This window comes from Bacillus cereus group sp. MYBK101-2 (genome assembly GCF_051918845.1).
Classification (GTDB): domain Bacteria; phylum Bacillota; class Bacilli; order Bacillales; family Bacillaceae_G; genus Bacillus_A; species Bacillus_A paranthracis.
In genome coordinates this window covers 158363-183662 of the sequence record NZ_JBQAIE010000001.1, presented here as the reverse complement: position 1 = coordinate 183662, position 25300 = coordinate 158363, and the positions used below count along the sequence as shown (strand labels likewise).

Sequence of the window (25300 nt, the reverse complement as noted above, 5' to 3'; positions counted from 1 at the left end):
TAGAATGAAAAACAAAATAGCTTTATACTAAAGATTCAGGGAAATCAGAAGAGGCATAATTTGCGTCCATTGTAGTTTATTTGCATAAAAAATGCTAAACTATTACTGTAAAAAAATACACTACAATGAATGCAGCCAAAAGGGGTGTAGGAGATGATTAGTCAACTTTCATGGAAAGTTGGAGGCCAACAAGGTGAAGGAATTGAAAGTACAGGAGAAATCTTCTGTATTGCATTAAACCGATTAGGATATTACCTATACGGTTACCGCCACTTCTCATCACGTATAAAAGGCGGCCATACAAATAATAAAATTCGTGTAAGTACAACAGAAGTACGCGCGATCTCAGATGATTTAGATATTTTAATTGCTTTTGATCAAGAAACAATTGATTTTAACTTCCACGAACTACGTCCGGGCGGGATTGTAGTTGCAGATGCGAAATTTAATCCGACAATACCTGACAATACAGATGTAAATCTATATGTGATACCGTTTACAGATATTGCTTCAGAATTAGGCACATCATTAATGAAAAACATGGTTGCTGTTGGAGCATCAAGTGCGGTATTAGGATTAGATGAAACAGCTTATTTAGATGTTGTTGAAGAGATCTTTGGTCGTAAAGGAGAGCAAGTTGTTCAAAAGAACATGGACGCAATTAAGCGCGGCTCTCAATATATGAAAGAGTTACTAGGTGAGAAAGTAAACATGATGCAGCTTGAAAAAGCTGATGGTCAGAAGCGCATGTTTATGATTGGGAACGATGCGATCGCATTTGGTGCAGTAGCTGGTGGTGCTCGCTTTATGTCTGCATATCCAATTACACCTGCATCTGAAATTATGGAATACTTAATTAAAAAATTGCCAAAAGTCGGCGGAACAGTAATCCAAACTGAGGATGAAATTGCAGCTTGTACAATGGCAATCGGTGCAAACTATGCTGGTGTTCGTACATTAACTGCATCTGCTGGTCCAGGTCTATCTTTAATGATGGAAGCGATTGGTTTAGCAGGTATTACAGAAACGCCATTAGTAATTGTTGATACACAACGTGGTGGTCCAAGTACAGGATTACCAACGAAACAAGAGCAGTCTGATTTAATGGCAATGATTTACGGTACGCACGGTGAAATTCCAAAAATCGTAATGGCGCCAAGTACAGTGGAAGAAGCTTTCTATGATATTGTAGAAGCGTTTAACTTATCTGAAGAATATCAAGTACCTGTTATTTTCTTAACAGATTTACAGCTTTCTTTAGGGAAACAGACAGTAGAACCACTTAAGTTAGATAAAGTGGAAATTCGTCGTGGTAAGCTTGATTTAGAAGCGGAATTACCAGAACGTGAAAATAAAGCATACTTCAAGCGTTATGAAGTAACAGAAGATGGCGTTTCACCACGTGTTTTACCTGGTATGAAAAATGGTGTTCACCATGTTACAGGTGTAGAACATGATGAAACTGGTAAACCATCTGAATCAGCATTAAACCGTAAAGATCAAATGGACAAACGTTTCCGTAAAATGGAGAACTTGAAGTTTAATACCCCTGTTTATAAAAATGTTAAGCATGAAGAAGCAGACGTATTGCTTGTTGGATTTAACTCAACTCGTGGTGCGATCGAAGAAGCAATGGAGCGCTTAGAACAAGAGGGTATGAAAGTAAACCATGCTCATGTACGTTTAATTCACCCGTTCCCAACAGCTGAAATCGATCCACTTGTGAAAAATGCGAAGCGTGTTGTAGTGGTAGAAAACAATGCAACAGGTCAACTTGCTAACATTATGAAAATGAATCTTGGTAACGGTGAGAAAATTTCTAGTCTTTTAAAATATGATGGGAACCCATTCTTGCCGAAAGAGATTTACAACGAATGCAAAAAAGGGGTTGTATTAAATGGCAACATTTAAGGACTTTCGTAACAGTGTAAAACCAAACTGGTGCCCAGGTTGCGGAGACTTCTCGGTGCAAGCTGCAATTCAACGTGCGGCAGCTAACGTTGGCTTAAATCCAGATGAACTTGCTGTTATTTCTGGTATCGGCTGTTCAGGTCGTATTTCAGGTTATATTAATTCATATGGTGTGCATAGTATTCATGGTCGTGCCCTTCCAATTGCACAAGGTGTAAAAATGGCAAACCGTGATTTAACAGTTATCGCATCAGGTGGTGACGGTGATGGATTTGCGATTGGTATGGGACATACGATCCATTCTATTCGTCGTAACATTGATATTACGTACATCGTAATGGATAACCAAATTTACGGATTAACAAAAGGGCAAACTTCACCACGTAGTGAAGCTGGATTTAAAACGAAAAGTACACCACAAGGTTCAATTGAACCGTCACTAAATGTTATGGAAATGGCTTTAACAGCTGGTGCAACATTTGTGGCGCAAAGCTTTTCAAGTGATTTAAAAGAATTAACACAAATTATTGAAGCTGGTATTAACCATAAAGGATTTTCATTAATTAACGTATTCAGCCCATGTGTTACTTACAATAAAGTAAATACTTACGATTGGTTTAAAGAGAATTTAACAAAACTAAGTACAGTAGAGGGATATGATCCGTCTAATCGCATGATGGCTATGCAAACATTAATGGAAAACAACGGATTAGTAACAGGGTTAATTTATCAAAATACAGCGCAGCCTTCATACCAAGAACTGGTAAAAGGATATAGTGAGAAGCCTTTAGTGCAATCTGATTTAAACATGGATCAGAAAATGTTTGATGAGCTTGTTGCTGAATTTATGTAATGTAAGAAGAGGAGGTTGCCATTTGGCAGCCTTTTTTAATAAGTAAAAATATAAAGCAGTCTTATTTACTTGGAAAATTCAGAATGGTAAAATAATATATAAATCGTTGTATGAAAATTGCATGTTCATTAACTAGGAAATGTAATAATAGGATAAGCCTTCTTCTTTGTAAAAATTGGCGAAACACTTCATACTATGGTAATGTGTATAGGGATAAAGCAATATGCTTTTGAGTAGGACAAAAGAAATACAAAAAGGGAATGTCTATTTGTGTGGGGAAGACTTCATTCTTATAGATGATTAGATTGATTACTCAAGTTTCAAAGGACAAGTATCTCTCAAGCTATCTAACCATTTTTGAGGTGGGTCTAAGCGCATTAAAATGGACTATAGAGTGTGTATAGTTAAGGGTGAAAGGAGATTACCGATGAACGAGCAACAACGATTAGCAAGTCAACAAGTGAATTCCTCTACGAAAAAAGAAGAGAAAGATTATAGCAAATACTTTGAAAGTGTATACCAACCACCTTCCTTAAAAGACGCGAAAAAGCGAGGGAAAGAAGAAGTTAAAATTGAACGGGATTTTGGCTTACCTGAAGAGTTTCGCAATTTCGGTACAGGAAGAAAGTTTTATATTCGTACATATGGTTGTCAAATGAATGAGCACGATACAGAAGTAATGGCGGGTATTTTCACTGCACTTGGATATGAACCAACCTTTTCAACTGAAGAAGCAGATGTAGTATTATTAAATACTTGTGCTATTCGTGAAAATGCTGAAAATAAAGTGTTCGGTGAACTAGGGCATTTAAAGGCACTAAAACGAAGAAATCCTGATCTTTTAATTGGTGTATGTGGTTGTATGTCCCAAGAGGAATCTGTTGTAAATAAAATTATGCAAAAAAATCAGCATGTAGATATGGTGTTTGGAACGCATAATATTCATAGATTACCGTACATTCTAAAAGATGCAATGTTCTCGAAGGAGACGGTAGTTGAAGTTTGGTCCAAAGAAGGAGACGTAATTGAAAATCTTCCGAAAGTACGTCGTGGTGATATTAAAGCTTGGGTAAATATTATGTATGGCTGTGATAAGTTCTGTACATATTGTATCGTACCGTATACACGCGGAAAAGAGCGAAGCAGACGTCCAGAAGACATTATCCAAGAGATTCGTCATTTAGCTGCGAATGGTTATAAAGAAATTACGTTACTTGGACAGAACGTAAATGCATATGGTAAAGACTTTGAAGATATAGAATACGGTCTTGGCGATTTAATGGACGAGCTCCGTAAAGTTGATATTGCCCGTATTCGTTTTACAACGAGCCATCCACGCGATTTCGATGATCACTTAATTGAAGTGCTTGGAAAAGGTGGCAACTTAGTAGAACATATTCACTTACCAGTTCAATCTGGAAGCACAGAAATGTTAAAAATTATGGCGCGTAAATATTCACGTGAGCATTATTTAGAGCTTGTAAGAAAAATTAAAGAAGCGATTCCAAACGCGGTATTAACAACTGATATTATTGTCGGTTTCCCGAATGAAACAGATGAGCAATTTGAAGAAACGATGTCGTTATATCGTGAAGTAGGGTTTGATACTGCCTTTACCTTTATTTATTCTCCGCGTGAAGGTACACCAGCTGCAAAAATGAAAGACAATGTACCGATGGAAGTAAAGAAAGAACGTCTTCAACGCTTAAATGCATTAGTAAATAAATTGGCAATTGAAAAGAATAATCGTTATAAAGGTCAAATTGTAGAAGTGTTAGTTGATGGAGAGAGTAAAAATAATCCAGAAGTACTTGCAGGTTATACTCGTACAAATAAACTTGTAAACTTTGTTGCTCCAAAGTCTTTAATTGGTCAGCTTGTGAAAGTAAAAGTAACGGATGCAAAAACTTGGTCTCTTAACGGAGAATTAGTTGAAGAGCCGATTGAGGTGGAATAATAGATGAAAGTATATTCGAAAGATGAAATTGTTGAGCAAGCGAAAGAATTGGCAAAAATGATTTCTGAAACAGAAGAAGTTGATTTCTTTAAGAAAGCAGAGGCACAAATTCATAAAAATGAAAATGTGAAGCGCGCAATTGATGAAATTAAAGCACTGCAAAAACAAGCAGTAAACTTGCAACATTACGGGAAATGGGAAGCTTTGAAAAAAGTAGAAGCTGAAATTGATGCCCTGCAAGATAAGTTAGATAGCATCCCAGTTGTACAAGAATTTAAATCTTCACAAACGTATGTAAATGACTTATTACAGCTAGTTGCAAGTACGATTTCTAACAACGTAACAGATGAAATATTAATTTCAACTAATGGCGATGTATTGAAGGGTGAAACGGGCGCAGCGGTAGAAAGTAAAAAAGGAAATTGTGGTTGTTAAAGAGATGTCGAATTGACATCTCTTTTTTTAGTGGATTAAACGTAAGTTCTTCTCAAAAAAAGAATGACACATTCCGCTATTGTCACGCATATGATTAAGTGAATAGTGATTGAGGAGGGTTACGAATGTCCGAATTTAGAGAGATTATTACAAAAGCAGTGGTTGGAAAAGGACGTAAGTATACAAAGTCAACGCATACATGTGAATCGAATAATGAGCCAACAAGTATTTTAGGGTGCTGGGTAATTAACCACTCGTACGAAGCAAGAAAGAGTGGAAAACATGTGGAAATTGAAGGTTTCTATGATGTGAACACTTGGTATTCATTCGATGGCAATACAAAGACAGAAGTTGTAACAGAACGTGTAAACTACACAGATGAAGTAAGCATTGGATATCGTGATAAAAACTTTTCTGGTGATGATTTAGAAATTATTGCTCGTGTCATTCAGCCACCAAATTGTTTAGAAGCTCTTGTATCACCAAATGGTAATAAAATTGTTGTAACGGTAGAACGTGAATTTGTAACAGAAGTAGTTGGCGAAACGAAAATTTGTGTAAGTGTAAACCCTGAAGGTTGTGTAGAATCAGATGATGCTTTCCAAATTGAAGATGATGAGTTTGAAGAGTTAGATCCGAACTTTATCGTTGATGCAGAAGAAGAGTAATAGAAAGCTAGGGAGAAGTTCTTCCTAGCTTTTTACTTTACATAAGTGGTGCTTAGATGAACATGATTGCTAATGAAATGTGCTATAATGAAGAAAGACTCCTGAAATAGGAGATAAGAGTGTCCGTGAAATGTGACATATATGAATATAGATTATTATGTAAGAATTATGGAGGATAAGTATGACGCAATATACGCCTATGATACAGCAATATTTAAAAGTTAAGGCAGACTATCAAGATGCCTTTTTATTTTTCCGCTTAGGTGATTTTTATGAAATGTTCTTTGAGGATGCGGTTAAAGCAGCCCACGAACTTGAAATTACATTAACGAGCCGAGACGGTGGTAGTAGTGAACGTATACCGATGTGCGGTGTACCGTATCATGCGGCTAAAAACTATATTGAACAACTTGTTGAAAAAGGATATAAAGTAGCGGTTTGTGAGCAAGTAGAAGACCCAAAAACAGCTAAAGGCGTAGTGCGCCGTGAAGTAGTACAATTAATTACGCCAGGAACGATGATGGAAGGGCGTACGATTGATGAGAAAGAAAATAACTTTTTAGCCGCATTAACACATTTTGAAGATGGATCATATGCGTTAGCTTGTAACGATTTAACGACTGGGCAAAATACAGTAACGTTATTGACTGGTTCAGTAGAAGATATTTTATTAGAAGTGTATGCAACTGGTTCGAAAGAAATTGTTGTAGATTCTTCCTTTTCTAAAGATGAACTAAACAAGTTAACGGAAACGTTAAAAATGACGATTTCATATGAAGATGCAACGGCAATTCCTGAAGGGCTAGAACATCTTGTGAAAAATGTTTCACAAGCAAAGTTAATTAAAGCAGTTGGGCGCTTATTTAACTATGTAATAAGAACGCAAAAACGTTCATTAGATCATTTACAACCAGTGGAAATTTATTATACGAATCAATTTATGAAAATTGATGTGCATTCAAAGCGAAATTTAGAGCTGACAGAAACACTTCGAACGAAAGAAAAAACAGGATCATTACTATGGCTATTAGATAAGACGAAGACTGCTATGGGTGGTCGTATGTTAAAACAGTGGATGGAACGTCCACTTATACAGAAGGAACGAATTGAAGAGCGTTTAGAAATGGTTGAAACGTTTGTAAATGATTACTTCTTGCGTGAAGATTTAAAAGAAAAGTTAAAAGAAGTATATGATTTAGAACGTTTAGCAGGGAAAGTTGCATTTGGTAATGTTAATGCACGGGACTTATTACAGTTAAGACGCTCGTTACTACAAGTGCCAGCTATTTTAGAAGCGATTAGTTTGTTAGATAACGCGTATGCAGCGAGATTAATTCAAGGTGCAGATCCATGTGAGAGCTTAACAGAATTACTAGGAAGAAGTATTCAAGAAAATCCACCGCTTTCTATTAAAGATGGAGATATTATTAAAGATGGTTATAATGACAAGCTTGATCAATATCGCTATGTGAGTAAAAACGGAAAAACGTGGATTGCTGAGCTTGAAAAACGAGAGCGTGATATTACAGGAATTAAATCGTTAAAAATCGGATACAACCGTATTTTCGGTTACTACATTGAAGTAACGAAAGCGAACCTTGGAGCATTACCAGAAGGCCGCTACGAGCGTAAACAAACGCTTGCTAATGCGGAACGTTTCATTACAGATGAACTAAAAGAAAAAGAAACATTAATCTTAGAAGCTGAAGAAAAAATTGTACAACTAGAATACGATTTATTTACAGCGCTTCGTGAAGAAGTAAAAGTATTTATTCCGAAATTACAGCATTTAGCGAAAGTAATTAGTGAATTAGACGTACTGCAAAGTTTTGCGACAGTGAGTGAAGAGGAACAGTTTGTAAAACCTGTACTAACAACGAAGCGTGAAATTTTCATTAAAGATGGTCGTCATCCTGTCGTAGAAAAAGTATTGAACGGGAAATTGTATGTACCGAATGATTGTATTATGCCAGAGAATATGGATGTATTTTTAATTACAGGACCGAACATGTCTGGTAAAAGTACGTATATGAGACAATTAGCACTTGTAACGGTTATGTCGCAAATTGGTTGTTTCGTACCAGCAACAGAAGCAGTATTACCTGTATTTGACCAAATCTTTACGAGAATTGGCGCGGCGGATGATTTAATTTCAGGTCAAAGTACATTTATGGTCGAAATGTTAGAAGCGAAAAATGCCATTGCAAACGCATCAGAAAGAAGTTTAATTTTATTCGATGAAATTGGACGCGGTACATCTACGTATGATGGTATGGCACTTGCACAAGCAATCATTGAACATATTCATGACCAAATTGGTGCGAAAACGTTATTCTCTACGCATTATCATGAATTGACCGTGTTAGAAGACAGTTTAGATCAACTGAAAAATGTACACGTTTCAGCTATTGAAGAGAACGGAAAAGTAGTATTCCTTCATAAAATTCAAGACGGGGCAGCTGATAAAAGTTACGGAATTCATGTTGCGCAACTTGCGGAGCTTCCAGATAGCTTAATCGCTCGAGCGAAAGAAGTGTTAGCGCAATTAGAAGGACAGGAAGAAATTATTATTCCGAAGCGTGTAGAAGTGAAAGCGCAAGAGCAAGAAGTAATTCCAGAACCTGTAGTTGTAAAAGAAGAACCAGTAGCAATAGAAGAAACGAAGGTAGACAATGAAGAAGAATCACAACTATCATTCTTTGGCACAGAGCAGTCTTCGAAAAAACAAGACAAGCCAGTTCTAGATGCAAAAGAAACAGCAGTACTTACGCAAATTAAAAAAATTGATTTACTTGATATGACACCTTTAGAAGCGATGAACGAACTGTATCGCTTACAAAAAAAGTTAAAGAAAGGATGAGTAAGTAGATGGGGAAAATTCGCAAACTCGATGACCAACTCTCTAACTTAATTGCGGCAGGGGAAGTAGTAGAGCGCCCTGCCTCAGTCGTAAAAGAACTTGTGGAAAATTCTATCGATGCGAATAGTACATCTATTGAAATCCACTTAGAAGAAGCTGGTTTATCGAAAATTCGCATCATTGATAATGGAGATGGCATTGCAGAAGAAGATTGTATCGTCGCTTTTGAACGACATGCGACGAGCAAAATTAAAGATGAAAATGATCTGTTTCGCATAAGAACACTCGGTTTCCGCGGTGAGGCATTGCCGAGTATTGCCTCAGTTAGTGAATTAGAATTAATCACTAGTACAGGTGATGCACCTGGTACACACCTTATTATTAAAGGTGGAGACATTATAAAGCAGGAGAAAATAGCGAGCCGAAAGGGAACAGATATTACAGTACAAAACTTATTTTTTAATACACCAGCGCGTCTTAAATATATGAAAACCATTCATACAGAGCTTGGTAATATTACAGATATTGTGTATCGTATTGCAATGTCGCATCCAGAAGTGTCATTAAAGCTGTTTCATAATGAGAAGAAATTGCTTCATACATCAGGAAATGGTGATGTAAGACAAGTACTTGCATCGATTTATAGCATTCAAGTTGCAAAGAAGCTTGTTCCAATTGAAGCGGAATCTCTAGATTTCACAATTAAAGGTTATGTAACATTACCAGAAGTAACGAGAGCATCTCGTAATTATATGTCAACAATCGTAAATGGCCGTTACGTTCGAAATTTCGTATTAATGAAAGCTATTCAGCAAGGATATCATACATTACTGCCAGTCGGACGATATCCAATCGGCTTCTTATCAATTGAAATGGATCCAATGCTTGTTGACGTTAACGTACATCCAGCGAAATTGGAAGTTCGTTTTAGTAAAGAACAAGAATTACTAAAGCTGATTGAAGAAACATTGCAAGCAGCATTCAAAAAAATACAGCTCATTCCAGATGCAGGTGTAACAACGAAGAAAAAAGAAAAAGATGAAAGTGTGCAAGAACAGTTTCAGTTTGAGCATGCGAAGCCGAAAGAACCATCTATGCCGGAGATCGTTTTACCGACGGGAATGGATGAAAAACAAGAAGAACCGCAGGCTGTGAAACAGCCTGCGCAGCTTTGGCAACCACCGAAGCAAGAATGGCAACCACCACAGTCGCTCGTGAGAGAAGAACAAAGTTGGCAACCATCTACAAAATCGATAATAGAAGAACCGATTCGAGAAGAGAAATCGTGGAACAGTAACGATGAAGACTTTGAATTAGAGGAATTGGAAGAAGAAGTTCAGGAAATAGAAGAAATCGAAATGAACGGTAATGATTTACCGCCGCTTTATCCAATTGGACAAATGCATGGAACATATATTTTCGCTCAAAATGATAAAGGCTTATATATGATTGACCAACATGCCGCGCAGGAACGTATTAATTATGAATACTTCCGTGATAAAGTAGGACGAGTAGCACAAGAAGTACAAGAACTACTCGTACCATACCGTATCGATTTATCTCTTACCGAATTTTTACGTGTCGAAGAGCAACTAGAAGAACTAAAAAAAGTTGGACTATTTTTGGAGCAATTCGGCCATCAATCCTTTATCGTTCGCTCGCATCCAACGTGGTTCCCGAAAGGGCAAGAAACAGAAATTATCGATGAAATGATGGAGCAGGTCGTTAAACTAAAAAAAGTTGATATTAAAAAATTACGTGAAGAAGCAGCCATCATGATGAGCTGTAAAGCTTCAATTAAAGCAAATCAATATTTAACGAACGATCAAATATTTGCTTTACTGGAAGAACTTCGTACAACAACAAACCCATACACATGCCCGCACGGAAGACCAATTCTTGTGCATCATTCTACTTATGAATTGGAAAAGATGTTTAAGAGGGTTATGTAGGGATAATATGATTTAATAAAAAGAAGCGATGAAATAAATCGCTTCTTTTTTGTTTAGATATTCTTTTTTTATAAATTCTTCAGCTGCAACCAATTATAGAAAAATCATATGAATCCATAGTTTTCATACAGGTTGCATGTAAAAACTTCTTTTTCTCTCTATGTTTTTTCTTTTCCTTATAGAATCCTTATAATTGTCATTTATTCTAGAATTACAATATACGAGGAGGAAGTTTAGGATGAATGAGATTATGTTAGAAACAAAAAATCTTTGTAAAACATTTAGAAAGCAAAGTGTGGTACAAAATATTTCGCTTTCTGTACCGAAATATTCAATTTATGGATTGTTAGGTCCTAATGGAGCGGGGAAATCGACCACTTTAAAAATGATAACAGGCATGCTTACACCTACTTCTGGTGAGATTTACTTTGATGGTCATAAATGGACGCGGCACGATCTACATTCTATTGGTGCTTTAATTGAGTCTCCTCCGCTTTATGAAAATTTAACAGCAAGAGAAAACCTGCAGGTTCGTACGACTGTTTTAGGTTTGCCTAAATCAAGGATTAATGAAGTATTGCATGTTGTGGAGCTAGAGAATACAGAAAAGAAAAAAGCAAAGGATTTTTCTATGGGGATGAAACAACGATTGGGAATTGCGATTGCATTGCTGAACCATCCGAAGTTTTTAATATTAGACGAGCCGATGAATGGACTGGATCCTTTTGGAATTCAGGAATTAAGAAAACTCATTCTATCCTTTCCTGGAAAAGGAATTACGGTCATTTTATCGAGTCATATTTTAAGCGAAGTAAGTCAAATTGCAGATCATGTTGGGATTATATCAGGTGGTGTATTGGGGTATCAGGGGAAATTGAATAAGAATGATGACTTGGAAGATTTATTTGTACAAGTGGCTGGAAAGTATAGAAGGGAGGCATAAGAAATGAATCTATATATTGCATCTGAAAAAATTAAAATTAGACATACTTTTTTGAATAAACTTATATGGCTAGTTCCATTTGCTACAATGCTAATTGCCTTTTTATTATCGGCGGATTATTTTCAATTATCTAGTTACAACTGGTGGTACATTACGATGCTTCCGGGAATGGTTTCTTTAAGTTGTGTACTTCTTGCGGAGAAAGATAAAAAAATGAATAATCGTTCCATCTTATCGTTACCAGTTTCATTAAAACGAGTATGGATTTCTAAAGTATTACTAATTTTAGGGATTTTGAGTTTTTCATGCATACTGTTTTTCTGTGGAATCGAGTTATCTAGTTTACTAGTAAATAAAGAGAATTTCCGAATCATTCCTACGGTAAATGCACTATTAGGAAGCGTTCTTTTAATCGTTACTTTTATGTGGCAAATTCCAATCTGCTTGTTTTTAGGTAACAAAATAGGTTTATTTCCGACGCTTCTGTTGAATGTAGGGGCAAATGGAATTTTTGGAGTTGTATTGGCAACAAAAAATATTTGGATGATTAGTCCATACACATATCCAAGTAGACTGATGATCCCTATTTTGAAAATACTACCAAATGGTTTGTATGCAGAAACCGGAAGTGTAACGTTTAAACCAGAACTACTTTCCTACGATGCAATTTTGCCAGGCATAGTAATTTCTGTTGTGTTGTTCCTGTTATTCACTTACGTGACGGCAAAGTGGTTTGAAAAGCAGGAGGCAAAATAATATGGCGGTTTTGTCGAGGATATTAAGAGCTGATTTTATAAAAATGAAACACACGATTTTTTTCTGGATACATGTAGCGATGCCAATCATCGGTATTGCTCTTTTTTTAAGTTATTATTCCTTTTCAAAATTTGATTCTATAAATAAAGTTTCAGGCTATATACAAGTATTATCGATATCTTTTCCGTTGCTAATTAGCATAGTGTGTTCTTCTGTCGTGGAACAGGAAGCTTTGGCAGGAAATTTTAAAGAACTTTTATCAATGGAATACGGAAGACGTAAAGCGTTAATTAGTAAAGTATGTTTACTTTTAATATGTGGGTTTTGTTCCACTATGTTGGCAGTCGTTGGGTTTGCGACAGGTTTTCATTTTCTGCTAGGACAAAATGAAATTCCATTTGCTTTGTATGTTGAAATTTCCTTCATTCTTTTTAGTTGTCAAATCTTTATGTATATATGGCATCTGTTCTTAAATTTTCGCTTTAGTAAAGGTGCTTCCATTGGGATTGGAATTATAGACAGCTTGCTGGCAGCTTTAATGCTTACAGGGATGGGGGATGTAATTTGGAAATACATGCCATGTGCATGGGGCGCGAGATTATGCAATTATTTTTTGGGATACAAATTAAGTTCTAGTTCTATTCGTGTCTTACCAGTAGAAGCAGCAACTGGAGCAGTGATTTGTGTTTGTTTCACGATCATTGCATTTGTTATTTCTCTTATGTGGTTTTCCTTTTATGAAGGCCGTAAAGAAATGTAAGTACATTTGTATTATAATGGAAGCGAGAGGAGGGATTTTATATGGCAAGAATATTAGCAATTGATGATGAAGAAGGCATCCTTTATATTATAAAAAGTGCTTTAGAGAAAGAAGGCCATGAGGTAACTGCTGTTAGTAATCCTCTTACTATACCAAAGGAGAAATTTTGTCATTATGATTTAATTCTATTAGATGTCATGATGCCAGAAATAGATGGTTTTACACTTTGTAAGGAAATACGGGATTTGGTTGATAGTCCAATTGTATTTCTAACAGCCAAAATAATGGAGAAGGATCTAATCACAGGGCTTAGTCTCGGTGGAGATGACTATATTACAAAACCTTTTGGAATTGGAGAACTGCGTGCGAGGGTATCCGCGCATGTAAGGCGTGAGCATAGAGAAAAGCAAAATGCATTTTTCCTGTCAGGTCTTACATTTCATCTGTCATGTAAAGAAATATGGCATGACGATACATCTATCGCATTTACGAAAAGTGAGTATGGAATTTGCGAATATTTAGCTTTGAATCATGGACAAGTATTTTCAAGAGAAAAGATTTATGAAAATGTTTTTGGTTATGAGGGAGAAAGTGATAACCAAGTAATTGTGGAACATATTAAAAATATCCGTCATAAATTATCTAAGTATGGCATGAATCCAATAGAAACAGTATGGGGAATTGGTTATAAATGGAGAAAGTGAAAAAGCAAGTCAATCTTAGTAAGATTTTAATACAGTATATTTTTGCATTTTCAATAGGGACGATTGCATTAGTTACTTTTTTTATGATTCTATTCCAAGTTGGAGTTAACGCAGAGGTAATCCTGCCAGCAAATTATTATGAAAAGCAGATTGAGTCGCAAAGAGATGCTATAGTTAAAGCGAAGCAGGAAGATGATCAAATTTTAAAACAATATAAATATGCTCTGTATGATTTTTCAGGAAACCTTATACAAGGGAGTATTAATAAAGATTATGCAGGACAAATATGGAATAACATACATAATGATGAAAAAGGTGATAGTAAGTACTACTATGCAGTTATAGAACGTGATAAAGATATTTGTGTCATTCTATATACGTTACATGCTACTTTTAAAAATCCTTCTTTGCAGAAGTATTTACCGAGTCCGGAAGTTTGTGAAATTGTTCTTTTTATTCTACTATTTGTTGTCGAAGTGATATTTCTATCTCGCTCTTTTGGTAAATCATTGTCAAAGGAAATGATGATTTTGAGAAAGGTAACAGATAAAATTCAAAAGGAAGATTTAGATTTTCAAGTGGAACAATCTAAAATAAAAGAAGTGAATGAAGTATTAACTTCTTTAGTAAAAATGAAAGGTGAATTAAACCATTCGTTACGTACACAGTGGAATATGGAAACAAATAGAAGAGAGCAGATTGCTGCTTTGGCACATGACATTAAAACGCCGTTAACGATATTGAGAGGGAATGCAGAGCTATTAAATGAATCAACGCTAGATTCAAATCAGAAGAAATGTAATGAGCATATTTTGAAAAGTATTGATGAGATGGAAATATATATGAAATCTTTACTCGATATTACGAAATGTGAGGAAGGAGCTCCACTTCAATTCAAGCAAACAGATCTCCACGACTTTATTCATAATATTATAGAAGAAAGTGCAATTTGTGTTTTAGGCAAACAGTTAAATCTAATTGAAAATGTTCAGAACATACCAAATTTTATTCCTATTGACGAGACCGCTTTGAAAAGAGCAATTATGAATATAATGATGAATGCAATTGAATATTCTCCGACAAAGGGTGACTTGATGTTCTCAGTGGAAATGATTAGTGAAAAACTGCAATTTATTGTAGAGGACTCGGGAAGAGGGTTTACAGAAGAGGAAATGCATTCAGCTACAGAGCAGTTTTATAGGGGAGATAAAAGTAGAAACTCCAAAGATCATCATGGAATGGGGTTATACATTGCTAAAAGCTTTGCAAAGCAACACGGTGGAAACCTTTACTTAAGTAATTCGGAAAAGCTGCACGGTGCAAAAGTTGTTTTGGAAATATCAGCGTAGTAGAGAAGGAGCTTACGTTAGAAGAAAAATATGCACGTTTAGAAGCGGAGCGAAACCTACTAAAAGCTGAAAATGAGTTATTAAAAAAGATCAAATATAAACTAGAGATAACCTCAACCTATTTGTAATTTATATGTGCGTTCTCAATTTGTTTGTAAGGAAAGAGGTTTTTAATTTACAGATTTATCAGAATTATGTAAAGTGTAGATAAAACCATAAAATGGGGTGTTCTTTATGTGTACTAGTTTGACATTAGAGACAAAAAACGGTCAGCATCTTTTTGCAAGAACGATGGACTTCACATTAGATATGAATCAAGAAGTAATAATCATTCCTCGGCATTACCAGTGGAATAATATAACTGGTGAAATCATTAATACGAAACATGCTACGGTCGGAATGGGAATTAATCATCAAGGAAGGATCATTATGGCGGACGGAGTAAATGAAGCAGGTATGACATGTGCAACACTCTATTTTCCAGGATTCGCTACTTATAGTCAAAGCATAGATGACATTAAAACGAATTTAGCTCCATTTGATTTTGTAGCTTGGAGTCTTACACAATTCAATTCTGTCAAAGAGTTAAAGAAATCTGTAGATAGCATTACCTTTTTGGATATACCATTACCGGATTTAGGACTTACGCCACCGCTACATTGGATCTTAGCGGATAAATGGGGAGATTGCATTGTACTGGAGCCGACAAATGAAGGATTAAAGATGTATGATAACCCACTAGGAGTGATGACGAATAGTCCGGAGTTTAATTGGCATTTGCAAAATTTAAGACAATATATTGGCCTTAAATCGCAGCCATTCGCGCCAACAGAATGGAGTAATTTACCATTAAGTGCTTTTGGCCAGGGCTCAGGCTCAATGGGACTTCCAGGGGATTTCACCCCGCCATCGAGGTTTGTGCGGGCAGCATATGGCAAACAAAACATTCAAGGTATAGATAGTGAAGAAGAGGGAGTATCCGCCCTTTTTCATATCTTATCAAATTGCGAGGTACCTAAAGGTGGAGTAATAACAGAAGAAGGTGCATTAGATAATACCATATATACAAGTGTAATGTGTATGGAGTCCGGAACATATTATTATCATACTTACGATTGTAGACAAATTATAGCTATTCATTTATTTCATGAAAATTTAGATACAGATGAGATTAAAGCCTATCCGTTCCAACGGAAACAAAAAATATTTTATGAAAACTAAGCAGCTTTGAAACAATGTTTGGTGCATTTTTGAATATATATAATAGAGCAATAATGGTTTATATCATTCTTGGATGCTTCTTTAGCTTTGGGATTTATCATAAATTTACTCCTTTCTTCAATGACTCCAACAAGTAGAATTTTGCTGCTAGGAGCATTGGCTAAGGAGCAGTGAAGGTGGAATTTATTTATAAATAGTAAAGAACAAAAAAGGTGTGGAAAATATCCATACCTTTTTTGTTCTTCTATTATCTATGTATAAAAAAGCGCTGTATATCAGCACTTTTTAAAAGTACATGAGTTGTATAAGAAAGCCTTATATATTACCTATAACTATGCAAGGTCTAATATAGATTCTTATTTGATTAATTGTTATAAGAGCCTATACGCTTATTTATTTTTATTATTATTAATTTTTTCCGTATATAGCACCTGCTCTTTATAATGCTTCTTAATTGGGAAAGTATGTGTACCAGAGCCGTTTTTGAAATTTTTATTGATAGGGTTTTTTAGCGGGATTGTTGTAGTTTCAGTAAATTCATACGGGTAGTTTATTTTAGATTTATCTTCAAACATGAAAATGCCTCCTTTTACGATTTCCTGAATTCTTTACTATAACATGATATGCATATAGATTTTTTTTGGACTAGTTATTTATAGAGGTTAATGGAATTTAATTACGTAACTACTGAAGTGTTCTAAAGGAAAACAATTCGAGAAAGATATTGTATGAATAGCTGCTCACTATTGTTGTTGTTTAAATTATCATGGTGTATGTGAAATTCTGAAGAAACTTAGTATATATGTTTATCAAACAAGCACTATGTGATGAACTCTTTTATGTTAGGTGAAGTGATTTTTGCATATATATTCGTTATAAATTGTTTTTATAATATGTTTCATATAGGGTTTTCCTGATAATATAATGCGGGATATTATAGTGTTATTATGTTATTAGGAACATTTAATGCTGTTTCATAACTGAAAGGGAATTGAAAAAAAACTGAAACTTTTCTCATAAAAATTCAATCTTACTTGAAAAATGAAAGGAAAATGAAATTTTCCAAAAGATATTCTTTGTTAAGATAAAAAGCATACATAAATAAAGTGTTGACATATCTTAAAAATGTATTTTCAAGATATAGTGGGGGAAAAGATGAGAATAGAAAAACAATTAATAAAAAAGATGTATTATGAAACATTTCTAATGGAGAATGTAACAAAATCACCTCTTGACGTACTTGGAGAAGCTTATGTAAATGAAGAAAAAAATGAGGTTTCTGATGGATCTTATATTCGTTTTGCGCAAGGTGAATTTTATTATCGCCATCAAGATTTTGAAGCAGCTATTTTTAAATGGGAGAAGGTTAGTAATGAATTAGCACCGTGGGCACAAAAAAATATTGCGGATGCGTATTTCGAACTGAATCAATTATCAATTGCTGAAAATGTATATACTTCCATTACTACTGATAATAAAATATTGATGACTGAAATTAGACTACAATTACTTTCTCTTTACATAGAGCAAAATAATTTTGATTCAGCTTTCGCTGTTATTAAAGAAGCAGTTTCTTTAAATCCAGACTATCCGAATGTTACAAAAATTGCCCGTTCTTTTTATGAGGAACAACAAGATTTTGATAGTGCAGTAGAGCTTGCTGTGAATGAGTTAATTCGAACAGAATCTTATCCGTGGTTTGAGGTGTTAAAAGGATATATCGATAAAGGATTTACTAAACATATTTCACCAGATTATTTTTATGATGCATTAGTTACATTAAATAATGTAGATCAAGTACAATTTACGCAAATGGTTTCATCACTTTGGAACAGTTATAAAAATGAACAAAATTACTTATTGTGGCTTAACACAATAAATGAATTTTTCTTACATATTGAAATAGAGTCTTCCGATATATGGGACAAAATTTCTTCTCTTTACGAAGAAACATACTTTGCATTAATTCAAGGGAAATATACGCTTAGACAATTACACGATATCATTCCAAGTCTTTTAACAAATTGGTTAAAAGTAGTCAATCCGTCTTATGCTGTATTTCCATCAGCAGCTGTATTGGCATGGGATGAAATTTTTCCTAACCAAATAGATTCATCAAATATAAAACATGCGGAAAACCTACTGTCATATTCTATGAATCATGTGAATGCTTTAGAGTACAGTCTACATCTTTTTGAATCTATTACACAGTGGGCACAAAAGCACAATATAGAAATAGGTCACCGATTTAGATGGTTAGTTGACGAACTTGCGGATTTAAGAACAAATCGTATTTTAGTAACGGGAACTTCAGGGAACGGAAAAACTACATTTATTAACTCTATATTAGGAGAAAATATAGTAGAAAAATCAATTTCAAATGTAGTAGTTTTAAAAAATGATGCTCATACAGAAATTAACGCCATAACAGACGCTGCAATTACAACAACGGAAGATATCTCTGATTATCATAATATGATGTCTCAGCACCATCAAACGTATAGAGATAGAGCATGTGTTGAATTTAAATTACCATGTAGATTTTTAAATGAAAATAAACTTACATTTGTAGTTACACCTGGATTTAATAGGAATAATGACACTAGGGATGAAGTATTTGAATATCTAAATTCTGTGGATGAATTATTGTTTGTATTGAATGCGGATTCACCGTTTACTGATAAAGAGCGTGATATTTTATTAAGCATTCAAGAACATACACCAAATTTACAAATTCATTTCTTATTAAATAAAATTGATAACATTTACAGTGAAGCAGAAGTGAAAAGAGTATTACAAGATACGGCAGCGAGAATAAACACATATTTCCCGCAAGCGAGAATTTTTCCTTATTCTTCGTTATATACAAGCAATCAACAATTAAATGAGTTAACTGAGTTTATTCATTTTAACTTTAATCATAAAAATATTGATGCAGAACGTACTGAAAAGCTATTGTTCTTCATCCGAAAAACAATTACATATCTTTTAAATAAACGTGTTGAAAAAGAAAACAATCTTGTGGATGCTATTAATTGGAATGAAGATATGCTAGTGAAACTAAACGGTAGCATGAATAACCTTACTGCGTTTGAGAGGGAAAAAATTCATTTCATTACACAGTCATATCGTACAATGAAAATGGAAATTACGAACGAACTTACTGAAAATATACCGAAGATATTACAGAGTTGTTCTGATTTAATGAGTGAAGACAGTGATTTCGGTCACATGGATACAGAACTAAACAAAGCAATGAACGAAAGAGTGCATAAATATTTAGAACAAACTGTATTACCTCATCTTGCTCTTTCTATGCAAAATTGGATTGCCACTTCTCATAATGAGCTCCTTCAAAGTCAATCGTACTTAGAAGAACTTAGTGAAGGACTTAATTCTTTATTTGGAGAAAATCGAATACAGTTAGAATGTGACTTTAAAGTGCTTGATGACTGGCGCAGAGATACTGACAGAATGACGAATAGCATACAAATGGATGAAGTAAATATTTTACGTCGATTTACGCCAGCACAATTTTTATTGAAAAGTGCCGGTAAATTATTTGGAGTTCTTCCGAAAAACAAAACTATGCTATATAACAAATACAAACAGTATGTAGAAAATGAAGATTATACCGAGGTAACGGATTCTATTATGAAGAAATTTTTCTTGCAATTTGAGCTATTCGAAAACACACAAGAGCGAGATATTCATATATTCTTTAGGAATCCATTTAACTCCTTGAAACAAGCTGTAGAAAATATGCAATTCGAAATACAAGAAAAACAAGAGATGTTACATAAAATGAAATCAAACCCTGAAGTTTATCATGATTCTATCATGCTCTTTGAATTGAGATTACGTCAATGTGAAGTAATTTTACATATGGGTGATGATCATACTTATACAGATGTAATTTTAGAAACAAGTGCAGAATAAAAGTAAAATATATAAGATTTTTTATGTGAAATTGCATCACATGTTATAAGAGAGTAAAAGGGAGCAACTGTAACGAGTTGCTCCCTTTTCATATTAAGATTATTTTTCAGTCTCTTTAATTTTAGTTTGTACTTCACCAGTTTTAATTTTATTACTTTCTGAGAAACGTAATAAATCGCCTTCAATAATTTTGTCAGACATTCGTAATTCATTTTGTGCACGGTTAATGAGTGCTTGAGCTTCTTTTTTTGGTAAATTTACAATTTCACCTGTTATGCGGTCATAGAAAGTGTTGTTTTTGTATGCGTATTTGTCTGTAATGAAGCTACCATCACGTAAAACGACAAAACCGGTATATTTATCTGAAAACATATCATGACCAAAATGAATATCGTTCGTAGTATCAATCCCTAATAAATTGAGAATAGTAGGTTTTATATCGATTTGGCCCGTAGGCTTTGAAATCGTTTCACCTTCTGTTTGACCAGGCATATGAATATATAAAGGTGTACGTTGTAAATTTAAAGTGTCAAATTCTGTTATTTGATCTTTTTCTAAAAACTGTGCCATTGCGCGATTATGTTTTTCAGAAATGCCATAATGATCACCATATAAAACAATAATAGAATCATCATACATTCCCTCGGCTTTTAAACGCTCAATAAACTTTTTAATGGATTCGTCTAAGTAACGTGCTGTTACGATATAACGATCAAATACGCCATTACCAGAGTCATATGGTTCAATGAATTTAGTATCTTCATCATACGTAAATGGATAATGGTTCGTTAAAGTAAGGAAACGAGCGTAAAATGGTTGATCAATAGTTTTTAATATATCTACTGATTGATCAAAGTACTCGATATCTTTTAAGCCCCAATTTAAATTTGTTTCAGGCGTAATTTTGTAATCAAGTTCATTATAGTAACGATCATAACCGAGAGCAGAGTACATGATATTACGATTCCAAAATGTTGCATTATTCGCATGGAATACAGAAGTGAAATAACCTTGCTGACGTAAAATTTCTGGAGTCGCAGTATAATCATTGTTACCGTGTGTGAAGAATACAGCTCCTCGATTTAATGGATATAACGACGTATCGATTAGAAATTCAGAATCGGATGTTTTTCCTTGCCCAGTTTGGTGGAAAAAGTTATCAAAGTAATAGCTTTCATTTATGAATTCATTCAAAAATGGTGTAACTTCTTGTCCGTTAACTGTTGCGCCTATTAAAAAGGTTTGTAAGGATTCAAGAGTAACAACAATTACGTTTTTTCCTTTCGCTATACCAAACATGTTAGGATTCGGCTCACTTTCGTTTGCCTTCACGTAGTTTTCTGTTTCTTGTAATTTACTACTATCAGCAAGTGCCTTTTGTGATCCTGCTTTTACTTGTAGTGTTAAATCATATACTTGATGCGTGTATAGTCCTAAATTTTTAACAAGCATGACTCGGTCGAAAGATCTCGTTAGTAATTCAGGTCGCTCTTTTTCTGCAAGATGTAGATTTGCAAAAAATACACCAATCGTTAAGAGAAAATATAACAAGCGTGCCGAATGAGTTACGCGCCCCGTTTGGAAGACTAGTGCTTTCTTCTTTAATAAAATAAAGAAGAAAATAATATCTGCGAATGCGAGTATAATTTTGTAGTTCAATATTTCTATAATACTACCGCCTAATTGGCCAAAGTTTGATGTTTGTCCAAGTACTGGTAACGTAATGAAATCACTATAAAAATCATAGAACATTACATTCCCAACAAGTACAATTGTTAATAAGAAATTAATACATAGCGCGATATAATTTCGCTTTTCACCGGTTGCAAATAATGCGAATCCGACAAAAGCTAATGATGCAGCGAGAGGGCTAATAAACAAAATAAGCTCTTGTGTAGAAGATTCAATTTTTAAATCAAAACTGAATCTTGTAATAAGATATGTTTTTAACCATACTGCTAAAGCAATTATTAAAACAAAGCTTATATTTTGCATTTGTAAATTGATTTTATTTTTCATTTTTACTCCTTCTTTATACAATTTATTTAACTTGTGTTATATATTATATTTTTATAACTATTAGAGTGTAATAAACCAATTAGCTAATGGTTTCTAAAGGTAATAATATAAAGTATTCACATACGTACAATGAGGAAATGTAAAGCGTAAATCTATTTTTTAGAACAGAGCAGATAAAGTCATAGTTGTAGTAAAAAATACTTATAGACATCCTAACATATTAAACACTATGATGATGTTACAAAATATCGAACAAATGAAATGAGAAATGAATAGAGGCTTGTAAAACGATTGACATTCAATTCTAATAAATTGAATGTCAATCGTTTTACATACATAGTTATATTACATATGTATCTCGTAAAATTCCGATTTTTTACGGGGGAGTCGTTAGCGGGGGGAAGGATAAGGTACATAAATAAAGCGTTGTGAAATTTAAAATATTTAATTGGTATTTTAAAAGAATTTAAACCATAGATAAATATTTTCCAACATACAACCCACTTGCAGCAGCTTGAGATAATGAATGAGTGACGCCTGAACAATCTCCGACTAAAAATAGCCCATGTATACTGGTTTCAAAATGGTTATTGAGTTTTATCGTAGGAGCATAAAACTTTCCGTCAATTCCATATAATAAAGTATCTGTATCGATCGGTTCTTGGATAAATTGTTCTAAGCGTAATAAAAATTCTTTAAGTCCTTCAATATATAAGGGAGGAATTTCTGTATTCAAATCTCCATAATCTCCTTGTAGTGTAGGCTGTATACGGTTATGTTTCATATCGTTCGCTATTGTAGGTTCTTTTTTTAATAAGTCCTCTAAGCGCTGTATAACAATTCGCTCTCGTCCTTGGTTAATGTTTTTAATAATTGAGCTTGCATACAGATTTGCTTCTTTGAGAGTTGGAAAATAGCGCGGGATAAATAAAGTGAAATTTAAGTTAGGTGTACCAGTTCCTTTCTCTCGAAAATTTTGACCGTCAGGCATAACTAAACCTTCTTCGTACTTTCTAATGATGCGTCCTTTTGGATTCATACAGTACGTAGTTGCTGTGAAATCTTCCTGCTCATAAGAAAGTTTCGTCTCGAATGTATCTTTTAATATAGAGCGTAATTGGTGTTCTTTCATCTCTACTCTAATACCTAAATCTACACGAGTTTGTTCTTGAGAAATATTTAGTGAAGTACACATTTTTTTTAACCAGTTTGCTCCGGAACGCCCAGTTGCAAATACTAGTTGCTCAGATTGAACTGTTCCTTCATTTGTCTCTATTGTAAAATGATCTTTCTGTTTCATAATATGTTGCACATCTATATGAAATTGTATATTTATTTTCGGAAGTAAAAATTCATAGAGTTGATGAAAAATGTCACTTGAAAGGGTAGTACCAAGATGCCGTACTTCTGTTGTTAGCATTTGCAAACCACAAGCTTCAGCCCTCTTATTGAGAGTTGGATTTTCTGTAGAATATTTTGAAACAGAGCTTCCTCCGAACTGACATAGAATTTCATCTACTTCAGCCATAAGTTGTTTAAAGCCTTCTTTGCCGACTTTTTGCTCAAGTTCTCCACCAAATCCGTTTGTATAATTAAATTTCCCTTCAGATTTTCCTAGCCCGCCAAACCCAAAATATTTATCACATGTAGTACAAGTACACACTTTTCCTTCGTCTAAAGGACAATGGCGATCTTCTAGCGCTTTCCCTTTATCCAGAATTAAAACCTTTTTGTTACTGTTAGCTAGTAAATAAGCCATAAAAATGCTACTTACTCCAGCGCCGATAATTGTAACATCATACATATTCTTTCACCCGCTAACGAATAGTTTGTTTTTTATTTTTCTAGTGTATAACAATTTTATGAAGTTAAGAAATAGCTTTTATGAATAAAGAGGGAGTTTTTGAACTTGATGCTTTCTTAATTTTTCAGAGTGGTGGAGTAAATACAAATTTTTTATTTGAAAGAAGAGATAGTTTTAAAAGATCACTATGTCATATGATTAATAAAATCTTACATATAAAAAAACAGACCTTTTAAGTGAAGAGGTCTGTTAATGATTTTAAATGTTATTTAGCGAAGACGTGGTTACCGATTACTGCTACTGTTTGACGTGTCGTAATCCATTTGTCTGTTGATGTTTTTGGATTGTAGAAATAAAGCCAATCAGAATGTATTCCATTTGTGGAGATAGCCTCATCTACTGCCATTTTTGCTTCTGGGCTTGCAGGATGATTAATTCTTCCATCTGTAACAGGAGTAAATGCATATCCATATGTAATAGGTTCATAAATAACGCCTGTTATTGTATTTGGAAACCCGTTTGCATTTACACGGTTTAGGATAACTTTTGCTACAGCCACTTTTCCTTTATATGATTCTCCACCTGCTTCAGCGGTAACTAAGCGTGCCATTAAGTCTTTTTCTTTTTCTGAAATGCTTGAGTTGATTTTCAAATGTTGTCCTGCATAGAGCTTGTTTCCCACTGTATTGTTAATTTGCTTTATAGATTGAACGGTAACATTGTAACGCTTTGCTATCGTTTCCAATGAATCTCCCGGTTGTACTTGATAAATAATTTGCTCAGAAATGTTCGCAGGTTTGGCGTTTTGGTGAACAGTGATTTCATTTGAGTTGACGGAACCTGGAATATGTAACTGTTCGCCAATGAAAGTTTGATCGTTTCCTTTATGGTTAGCCTGTTTAATGGATTGTATTGAAACGTCGTATTGTTTACTAATGCCCCAAAGTGTATCATTCTTTTTTACTGTATGAATGGTAGAAGCCTCAGCTGTACTTTGACTACATACGAATGTAATTGCAGCCGCAGATAAAGGGATTATATGTTTTATTTTTAATAATTTCATTGTAAATCCTCCTAAGAAAAAATTAAGGTGAAGCTGTTCAGTAATCTAGTTTTGGATATTTATATACTTAATATATTAATGTAAGTATATTAGCACATATAAAATA

At 34.3% G+C, this 25300-nt stretch carries 18 protein-coding genes; 14 read left to right on the top strand and 4 right to left on the bottom strand.

The genetic code is table 11. The annotated features are described in order from the left end of the window. The first annotated feature begins 153 nt into the window (after nucleotides 1–153). From ACTFSI_RS00880 to ACTFSI_RS00820, 13 genes are all read left to right on the top strand, one after another. On the top strand, nucleotides 154–1911 hold the full coding sequence (locus tag ACTFSI_RS00880; RefSeq protein ID WP_000625425.1) for a 2-oxoacid:acceptor oxidoreductase subunit alpha: 1758 nt from the start codon (nucleotides 154–156) through the stop codon (nucleotides 1909–1911). After that, on the top strand, nucleotides 1898–2764 hold the full coding sequence (locus ACTFSI_RS00875) for a 2-oxoacid:ferredoxin oxidoreductase subunit beta (protein ID WP_000190154.1): 867 nt from the start codon (nucleotides 1898–1900) through the stop codon (nucleotides 2762–2764). Before ACTFSI_RS00880 ends, ACTFSI_RS00875 begins: the two co-directional genes overlap by 14 nt. A 427-nt stretch (nucleotides 2765–3191) precedes the next feature. Further along, nucleotides 3192–4721: a tRNA (N6-isopentenyl adenosine(37)-C2)-methylthiotransferase MiaB gene (gene miaB, locus ACTFSI_RS00870; protein ID WP_001005403.1), complete on the top strand. Its 1530-nt coding sequence runs from the start codon at nucleotides 3192–3194 to the stop codon at nucleotides 4719–4721. Between the two features lie 3 nt (nucleotides 4722–4724). Then, nucleotides 4725–5156, top strand: a complete 432-nt coding sequence (locus ACTFSI_RS00865; RefSeq protein ID WP_000870462.1) for a RicAFT regulatory complex protein RicA family protein — start codon at nucleotides 4725–4727, stop codon at nucleotides 5154–5156. Nucleotides 5157–5281: 125 nt separating this feature from the next. Further along, nucleotides 5282–5824 (top strand): outer spore coat protein CotE, encoded by a 543-nt coding sequence (gene cotE, locus ACTFSI_RS00860; protein WP_001288804.1) that lies wholly within the window; start codon nucleotides 5282–5284, stop codon nucleotides 5822–5824. Nucleotides 5825–6005: 181 nt separating this feature from the next. Next, entirely contained in the window at nucleotides 6006–8684 is a 2679-nt protein-coding gene (mutS, locus tag ACTFSI_RS00855) for a DNA mismatch repair protein MutS (protein WP_000196007.1), read from the top strand. Nucleotides 8685–8692: 8 nt separating this feature from the next. Continuing rightward, a complete protein-coding gene (gene mutL / locus ACTFSI_RS00850) occupies nucleotides 8693–10636 on the top strand; it encodes a DNA mismatch repair endonuclease MutL (protein ID WP_138321252.1) in 1944 nt (647 codons plus the stop codon). A gap of 238 nt (nucleotides 10637–10874) precedes the next feature. Continuing rightward, complete coding sequence (locus ACTFSI_RS00845) at nucleotides 10875–11579, top strand: lantibiotic protection ABC transporter ATP-binding protein (protein ID WP_048550037.1); 705 nt, start codon at nucleotides 10875–10877, stop codon at nucleotides 11577–11579. A 3-nt stretch (nucleotides 11580–11582) separates the two neighbouring features. After that, nucleotides 11583–12335 (top strand): lantibiotic immunity ABC transporter MutE/EpiE family permease subunit, encoded by a 753-nt coding sequence (locus tag ACTFSI_RS00840; protein ID WP_001055401.1) that lies wholly within the window; start codon nucleotides 11583–11585, stop codon nucleotides 12333–12335. 1 nt (nucleotide 12336) lies between these two features. Next, on the top strand, nucleotides 12337–13095 hold the full coding sequence (locus ACTFSI_RS00835) for a lantibiotic immunity ABC transporter MutG family permease subunit (RefSeq protein ID WP_138321254.1): 759 nt from the start codon (nucleotides 12337–12339) through the stop codon (nucleotides 13093–13095). A 41-nt stretch (nucleotides 13096–13136) separates the two neighbouring features. After that, nucleotides 13137–13799 carry a response regulator transcription factor gene (locus ACTFSI_RS00830; protein ID WP_440045207.1) on the top strand — a complete coding sequence of 221 codons (663 nt, stop codon included), beginning with the start codon at nucleotides 13137–13139 and terminating at the stop codon, nucleotides 13797–13799. Continuing rightward, the gene (locus ACTFSI_RS00825) at nucleotides 13787–15148 is read left to right on the top strand and encodes a sensor histidine kinase (protein WP_048550035.1); all 1362 of its coding nucleotides are present in this window, start codon (nucleotides 13787–13789) and stop codon (nucleotides 15146–15148) included. The genes ACTFSI_RS00830 and ACTFSI_RS00825 overlap by 13 nt, the downstream gene beginning before the upstream one ends. Before the next feature lie 234 nt (nucleotides 15149–15382). After that, on the top strand, nucleotides 15383–16369 hold the full coding sequence (locus ACTFSI_RS00820) for a choloylglycine hydrolase family protein (protein ID WP_138321255.1): 987 nt from the start codon (nucleotides 15383–15385) through the stop codon (nucleotides 16367–16369). 389 nt (nucleotides 16370–16758) lie between these two features. On the opposite strand, the gene ACTFSI_RS00815 is transcribed toward ACTFSI_RS00820, so the two are convergent. Next, nucleotides 16759–16944: a hypothetical protein gene (locus tag ACTFSI_RS00815; protein ID WP_000461128.1), complete on the bottom strand. Its 186-nt coding sequence runs from the start codon at nucleotides 16942–16944 to the stop codon at nucleotides 16759–16761. 550 nt (nucleotides 16945–17494) lie between these two features. On the opposite strand from ACTFSI_RS00815, the gene ACTFSI_RS00810 reads away from it, so the two are divergent. Next, nucleotides 17495–20308, top strand: coding sequence for a dynamin family protein (locus tag ACTFSI_RS00810; protein WP_440045206.1), 2814 nt, complete (start codon nucleotides 17495–17497; stop codon nucleotides 20306–20308). A gap of 99 nt (nucleotides 20309–20407) precedes the next feature. On the opposite strand, the gene ACTFSI_RS00805 is transcribed toward ACTFSI_RS00810, so the two are convergent. From ACTFSI_RS00805 to ACTFSI_RS00795, 3 genes are all read right to left on the bottom strand, one after another. Beyond that, the gene (locus ACTFSI_RS00805) at nucleotides 20408–22327 is read right to left on the bottom strand and encodes an LTA synthase family protein (RefSeq protein ID WP_044791599.1); all 1920 of its coding nucleotides are present in this window, start codon (nucleotides 22325–22327) and stop codon (nucleotides 20408–20410) included. A gap of 466 nt (nucleotides 22328–22793) precedes the next feature. Further along, on the bottom strand, nucleotides 22794–24131 hold the full coding sequence (locus ACTFSI_RS00800; protein WP_139895600.1) for an NAD(P)/FAD-dependent oxidoreductase: 1338 nt from the start codon (nucleotides 24129–24131) through the stop codon (nucleotides 22794–22796). A gap of 265 nt (nucleotides 24132–24396) precedes the next feature. Beyond that, nucleotides 24397–25194, bottom strand: a complete 798-nt coding sequence (locus tag ACTFSI_RS00795; RefSeq protein WP_000771000.1) for a cell wall hydrolase — start codon at nucleotides 25192–25194, stop codon at nucleotides 24397–24399. Nucleotides 25195–25300: the final 106 nt, after the last annotated feature.